Origin of the sequence: Priestia veravalensis (genome assembly GCF_001457055.1) — a bacterium.
Taxonomy (GTDB): domain Bacteria; phylum Bacillota; class Bacilli; order Bacillales; family Bacillaceae_H; genus Priestia; species Priestia flexa.
Map to the genome: position 1 here is coordinate 20,793 of NZ_KQ758638.1, position 7,040 is coordinate 27,832.

Sequence of the window (7,040 nt, forward strand, 5' to 3'; positions counted from 1 at the left end):
ACACATGTTTTCAAAGACTGTTCACATTTTTTTTAAGAACGAGTAGGGAAACATGTTATAATAGAGATAGATAAAAGGACAGTAATTTAATTTTTTATTGAAGGGGGTATGTACAAGTGCATATTATAGCAGTCGGCTTAAATTATCGAACAGCCCCTGTTGAAATAAGGGAAAAGCTTAGCTTTAAAGAACAAGAGTTAGGCTCTGCAATGAAAGCTTTAAGTAGTCAAAAGAGTATCTTAGAAAACATTATTGTGTCAACATGTAATCGTACGGAGATCTATGCAGTAGTGGATCAGTTACACACAGGGCGTTACTATGTAAAAGCCTTTTTGGCAGAGTGGTTTGAACTAGATAAAGACGAGTTTTCACCTTTTTTAACAATTGCTGAAAACGATGGTGCTATTGAGCATTTGTATCGAGTAAGCTGTGGGTTAGACTCAATGGTTGTAGGTGAAACACAGATTCTTGGACAGGTACGTTCAAGCTTTTTACTTGCTCAACAAAATCAAACAATTGGAACGGTATTTAATCAATTGTTTAAGCAAGCTATTACACTAGCCAAGCGTGCGCACAGCGAGACAGAGATTGGAGCCAATGCTGTTTCAGTGAGTTACGCTGCGGTTGAGTTAGCGAAAAAAATTTTTGGTGATTTGTCATCGAAGCATGTGCTTATTCTAGGTGCAGGTAAAATGGGCGAGCTTGCTTTGCAGAACTTATACGGCAGCGGTGCTCAAAAAGTAACGGTTGTAAATCGTACATTCGAAAAAGCAGAAGAACTTGCTAAGCGCTTTTCTGGTCAAGCGAAACAGCTAAACGAACTTCAATGTGCGTTAATTGAAGCTGATATTTTAATTAGCTCTACGGGAGCTAGTACGTTTGTCGTATCAAAAGATATGATGAAGCAAGTAGAGCGCATGCGCAAAGGACGACCTCTTTTTATGGTTGATATCGCGGTTCCGCGTGATTTGGATCCTGCACTTGCAGAGCTTGATAGCGTCTTTTTATATGATATTGATGACTTACAAGGGATTGTGGATGCGAATTTACAAGAACGCAAAAAGGCTGCTGAAACAATCGAGTTAATGATTGAAGCTGAAATTGTTGATTTTAAAATGTGGCTAGGTCGTCTTGGGGTTGTGCCTGTTATTTCAGCTCTTCGTGAGAAAGCACTAACTATTCAGGCTGATACGATGGCTAGTATTAATCGCAAGCTTCCGAATTTGTCTGAGCGTGAACGAAAAGTGCTGAACAAACATACGAAAAGCATCATAAATCAACTGCTGCGAGATCCGATTTTACATGCAAAAGAATTGGCTGGAGAGCAGCATGCTGAAGAGTCGTTAGAATTGTTCATGAAGATTTTTAATATTGAACAAGAAGTGGAAGCTCAAAAGCAAAAAGAATCTCATCATGAGCTACCCGTAACTCCTCAACAAGTAGCTTACCAGTCGTAAGTGAGGCTTTGATATGGTTGATATCTCATTGACCAGAATTTATGAATTAATTGTAATTTTATACGCGGTCAGTGTTTTGCTTTATTTCATTGACTTTGTACAGCATAACCGGAAGGCAAATAAAGTAGCCTTCTGGTTACTTTCTATTGTGTGGTTTTTACAAACAATCTTTTTGTTTTTACGAATGTGGGAAACCGATAGAGTCCCAATCTTAACAATTTCAGAGGGCCTGTACTTCTATGCGTGGGTGCTCATTACGCTATCGTTAGTCATCAATCGTTTATTTAGAGTTGATTTTGTCGTGTTCTTTACGAATGCGATTGGCTTTTTAATCATGGCGATTCATACGTTTGCACCAATGGAAACACAAACGTCGGTTGAAGCAGAACGATTGGTATCGGAACTTTTAATTTTTCACATCACAATGGCTATTTTATCTTATGGAGCTTTTTCCATTTCTTTTGTTTTCTCAGCTTTGTACCTTGTACAGTATGATTTGCTGAAAAAGAAAAAATGGAACAAGCGACTGATGCGCATTGAGGATTTAACGAAGCTGGATTATCTGTCTTACGTACTGATCTTAATTGGTGTACCTCTATTGTTGCTTTCCTTGATGCTTGGGTTAATATGGGCGTATATTAAAGTAGTCGATTTTCACTGGTATGATACAAAGGTATTAGGTTCGTTCTTTATGCTCCTTGCATATAGCGCTTACTTGTATGTGCGTTTGAGAAGAGGAATTCAAGGTCGGGCAATAGCTATTTGGAACATCGCATTATTTTTAATTTTATTGATTAACTTTTTCTTATTTGGAAGTTTGTCAAACTTTCATTTTTGGGAGTCGTAAAACTAGGAGGACAACATGCGGAAAATTATTGTCGGCTCACGCCGAAGCAAGCTAGCATTAACACAGACAAAATGGGTTATCGAACAGTTGAAACAACAAGGTCTTCCTTTTGAGTTTGAGATTAAAGAAATTGTCACAAAAGGAGATAAAATCTTAGATGTAACGCTTTCTAAGGTAGGCGGAAAAGGCTTATTTGTAAAAGAAATTGAACAAGCAATATTGTCAAAAGAAATTGATATGGCCGTTCACAGCATGAAGGATATGCCGGCTGTTTTACCTGAAGGGTTAACAATTGGATGCATTCCGCTGCGTGAAGACCACAGAGATGTGCTCATTTCAAAGACCGGAAAAACGTTTGAAGAGCTACCAAGTGGAGCTGTCATTGGAACGAGTAGCCTACGACGTGGTGCACAGCTTCTTGCAAAGCGTTCAGACATTGAAATTAAATGGATTCGAGGCAATATCGATACACGTTTAAACAAACTACAAACAGAAGAATATGACGCAATAATTCTAGCTGCAGCTGGTCTATCACGAATGGGTTGGTCTAAAGACACTGTGACGCAGTATTTAAACCCTAGCTTAAGTGTTCCAGCGGTTGGTCAAGGAGCTTTAGCGATTGAATGTCGTTCAGATGACAAGGAGCTACTTGAACTTTTACATATGCTAAACGATGAGGACACAAGCTTAGCAGTTCAAGCAGAGCGCGTGTTTCTAAAGCGCATGGAAGGCGGCTGTCAAGTTCCGATTGCAGGCTATGCTCACGTAGTAGAGAATAGGCATGTACAATTAACAGCGCTTGTTGCTTCTCCAGATGGCCAACAAATTTATCAAGAAACGCTTGCTGGTGCAAACCCCGTAGAAATTGGAGAGGAAGCTGCACGTCGTTTAACTGCCAACGGAGCTAAAGAATTAATTGATCGTGTAAAAGAGGAGCTGGACAGTTAATGAGTCAACAGGCTCCTCTTTTTTTAAAACGAGTGTTGATTACGCGCCAAGCGGAGCAAGCCAAAAGCTTTACTGCTGCAATACAAGCTGTAGGTGGTATTCCTTTAACGGTGCCTGTTTTATCTTTTGTACCAGCAGCTAATCGTACGTACATACAGAGAGTACTTGAACATCTTCATACATATCAGTGGATTATCTTTACAAGTCAAAATGGAGTCGAGTTTTTCTTTCAGTGGCTTAATCTATTAAATATAAACAGTGGTTTAGCTAAATCCTGTAAGATCGCTGTTGTTGGAAAAAAAACAGGTGAAGCACTCAAAAAACGTGGGATAAAGCCAGACGTAACTCCTGAAGAGTACATAGCAGAGTCACTGCTAGAAGCACTCATGAAGGAGGCTAAACCTCATGAAAAAGTGCTTGTTGTTAGAGGGAATCTAGCACGTCCTATTCTTTTACAAGGACTTGATGAAAAAGGGTATAGCGTGACGGACCTGGTGATGTATGAAACGGTTCAAAATAAAGCATCCAGGACTGAGCTTCAGCACGCGGTTGAGAAAGCGGATATCATTACGTTTACAAGCTCATCTACCGTTAACTTCTTTGTTGATATGATGGATTCAAAACAAGATTGGCTATCGGTTATAAACGAAAAAGTGGTCGTGTGTATAGGACCTATTACCGCTCAAACTGCTGCCAAATATGAAATTGAGCACATCGTTCCAGAAGAGTATACAATTAATGGTATGATAGAGAAAATGGTAGATTATTTTAAAGGTAACAATTAAGGAGGATTTTCTCATGACATTATTACAATTCAATCGTCATCGTCGTCTAAGACGTTCAGATAGCATGCGTGCACTTGTTCGCGAAACGCACTTACAGCCGGAAGACTTTATTTATCCAATCTTTGTAATTGAAGGAGAAAATAAGCGCAATGCAGTTCAATCCATGCCAGGCGTAGATCAAGTATCGCTTGATTTATTAAGTAGAGAAATGCAGGAGCTTGTCGATTTGGGAATTCAGTCCGTTATTGTTTTTGGCGTGCCAGCTGAAAAAGATGCTGTTGGTTCGCAAGCTTATCATGATCATGGAATCGTTCAAAAAGCAATTCGTCAAATTAAAGAAGAGTTCCCTGAACTTGTCGTTATTGCAGACACTTGCTTATGTCAATATACCGATCATGGACATTGTGGCATTATTGAAGAAGGAAAAATCTTAAATGACCCAACGCTTGATTTGCTAGCAAGAACAGCGGTTAGTCAAGCAAGAGCTGGCGCTGATATCATTGCACCTTCTAACATGATGGATGGGTTCGTAGCGGCTATTCGTCATGGTTTAGACGAAGCAGGTTTCGAAGATATTCCTATTATGTCTTACGCTGTAAAATATGCGTCAGCTTTCTACGGTCCTTTCCGTGATGCAGCACATTCTTCTCCGCAATTTGGAGATCGTAAAACGTACCAAATGGACCCAGCCAATCGCTTAGAAGCTCTTCGTGAAGCGGATTCTGACGTAGCCGAAGGTGCAGACTTCTTAATTGTAAAACCAGCGCTTTCTTACTTAGATATTATGCGTGATGTAAAAAATAACTTTAACCTACCTGTCGTGGCTTATAACGTAAGTGGAGAATACTCCATGATTAAAGCAGCTGCACAAAATGGATGGGTGAATGAAAAAGAGATTGTACTAGAAAAGCTTACAAGTATGAAGCGTGCTGGAGCAGATTTAATCATTACGTATCATGCGAAAGATGCTGTTCGCTGGCTAAAAGATAACTAAAAGGAGTGTTTGTTCGATGAGAAGTTATGAAAAATCAAAAGCAGCCTTTCTTCAAGCAAAGCAACTAATGCCGGGCGGAGTAAATAGCCCAGTTCGTGCTTTTAAATCTGTAGATATGGATCCTATCTTTATGGAACGTGGAAAAGGAGCGAAAATCTACGATATTGATGGAAATGAATATGTAGATTACGTCCTATCTTGGGGGCCATTAATTCATGGTCACTCAAATGATCGTGTGGTAGAAGCAATTAAGAAAGTAACTGAGTCTGGAACAAGCTTTGGTGCTCCAACTTTAATTGAGAACGAATTAGCTAAAGTAGTAATCTCACGTGTACCTTCAATTGAAATTATTCGTATGGTGAGTTCTGGAACGGAAGCAACGATGAGTGCTCTTCGCTTAGCTCGTGGCTATACGAATCGAAATAAAATCTTAAAATTTGAAGGATGCTATCACGGGCACGGCGATTCATTGTTAATTAAAGCTGGTTCGGGTGTTGCAACACTTGGTTTACCAGATAGCCCTGGTGTACCAGAAGGAATTGCTAAAAATACGATTACGGTTCCTTATAATGATTTAAAAAGCGTAAAGTATGCGTTTGAGCAGTTTGGTGAAGATATTGCGGGTGTTATTGTTGAGCCAGTAGCTGGTAATATGGGAGTAGTACCACCTCAGCTTGGATTTTTAGAAGGGCTTCGTGAAATTACATCTGACTATGGCTCACTGTTAATTTTTGATGAAGTGATGACAGGCTTCCGAGTAGCGTATAACTGTGCGCAAGGTTACTATAACGTAACGCCTGATTTAACTTGCTTAGGAAAAGTAATTGGTGGTGGCCTTCCGGTTGGTGCTTACGGTGGTAAAGCGGAGATTATGGAGCGAGTAGCACCGAGTGGTCCAATTTACCAAGCGGGTACGCTTTCTGGAAACCCACTTGCCATGACGGCAGGTTATGAGACGCTAACGCAGTTAACGCCACAGTCGTATGATGAATTTTCTAGAAAAGCAGATCGCCTTGAAGAAGGTCTAAAAGCAGCCGCGGCAAAATATGAAGTGCCTCATACAATTAATCGAGCTGGCTCTATGATTGGCTTGTTCTTCACAAACGAAGACGTAATTAACTATGAGACAGCGAAAACATCAAATCTTGAATACTTTAGCAAGTACTATCGTGAAATGGCGAATGAAGGAGTCTTTTTACCACCTTCTCAATTTGAAGGTATGTTTTTATCGACTTCTCATACGGATGCAGATATTGAATTTACAATCCAAGCTGCTGAAAAAGCCTTTGCTAAACTTCGTTCATAATCCAAAGAGCTTACGTGATAAACGTAAGCTTTTTTGCTTTTAAAGACATATTTTATTTTTCACTTTCATACATCTTTAATGACAACGCTATTTTGTAAGGTGTTGGAAGGGGGAGAGCAATTTGTCGCAGGATAATTTATCGGGTCTGCGTTTTTCAGTAGAAGAATCAGTATGGTTTCAAAAGGGACAGGAAGTGTCTCAGCTTTTATCAATCTCCTTAGAGCCTCAGGTCGCAATCCAAGAATATGATCAATATGTCTCCATTCGTGGAGCTTTATTGCTAACAGGTGAATATGAAACGTTAGAAGAGGAAGCACACTCTTTGCGCGAATATACAAACGAAAAGCACGTTGAATCAGTGCTTGTTAGAGAAGATGGTACAGCTGAACTATCACATGCCTTCCCTGTTGACATTACGATTCCTAAAAATCGTATTCAGAATATGGAAGATGTTTATGTATCAATTGATTTATTTGATTATGAGTTACCAGAATCGGATTGCCTACAGCTAATGGCGGATTTATCGATTACAGGTCTTTACGGTGAACAGCAAAGTCACGTAAGAGAAGAGGAAAAAGGTTGGGCAGAAATTGAAGAACCAGAAGCAGAATATGAAGAAGAGCTTGAAGCTTCTTACCGCAACACTGCTGTTGAAGAAGTAGAAGAAGAAAAAGAACTTGAAGTTCCTTACCGTAATACTTCT

7 protein-coding genes are annotated in these 7,040 nt (G+C 39.7%); all 7 read left to right on the forward strand.

From position 1 onward, the window contains the following. Window positions 1-116: 116 nt before the first annotated feature. Complete coding sequence (gene hemA, locus AS180_RS07275) at window positions 117-1,457, forward strand: glutamyl-tRNA reductase (protein ID WP_025908557.1); 1,341 nt, start codon at window positions 117-119, stop codon at window positions 1,455-1,457. A gap of 13 nt (window positions 1,458-1,470) precedes the next feature. After that, window positions 1,471-2,304: a cytochrome C assembly family protein gene (locus tag AS180_RS07280; protein WP_062686609.1), complete on the forward strand. Its 834-nt coding sequence runs from the start codon at window positions 1,471-1,473 to the stop codon at window positions 2,302-2,304. Between the two features lie 15 nt (window positions 2,305-2,319). Further along, on the forward strand, window positions 2,320-3,252 hold the full coding sequence (gene hemC / locus AS180_RS07285) for a hydroxymethylbilane synthase (protein WP_025908555.1): 933 nt from the start codon (window positions 2,320-2,322) through the stop codon (window positions 3,250-3,252). Then, complete coding sequence (locus AS180_RS07290; protein ID WP_062686610.1) at window positions 3,252-4,037, forward strand: uroporphyrinogen-III synthase; 786 nt, start codon at window positions 3,252-3,254, stop codon at window positions 4,035-4,037. The genes hemC and AS180_RS07290 overlap by 1 nt, the downstream gene beginning before the upstream one ends. A 13-nt stretch (window positions 4,038-4,050) precedes the next feature. Continuing rightward, entirely contained in the window at window positions 4,051-5,031 is a 981-nt protein-coding gene (hemB, locus tag AS180_RS07295; protein WP_062686611.1) for a porphobilinogen synthase, read from the forward strand. 16 nt (window positions 5,032-5,047) lie between these two features. Further along, on the forward strand, window positions 5,048-6,337 hold the full coding sequence (gene hemL / locus AS180_RS07300; RefSeq protein WP_062686612.1) for a glutamate-1-semialdehyde 2,1-aminomutase: 1,290 nt from the start codon (window positions 5,048-5,050) through the stop codon (window positions 6,335-6,337). A 121-nt stretch (window positions 6,338-6,458) separates the two neighbouring features. Further along, window positions 6,459-7,040, forward strand: a 582-nt coding sequence (gene spoVID, locus AS180_RS07305; RefSeq protein WP_082636357.1) for a stage VI sporulation protein D, incomplete at its 3' end; no start/stop codon positions are given.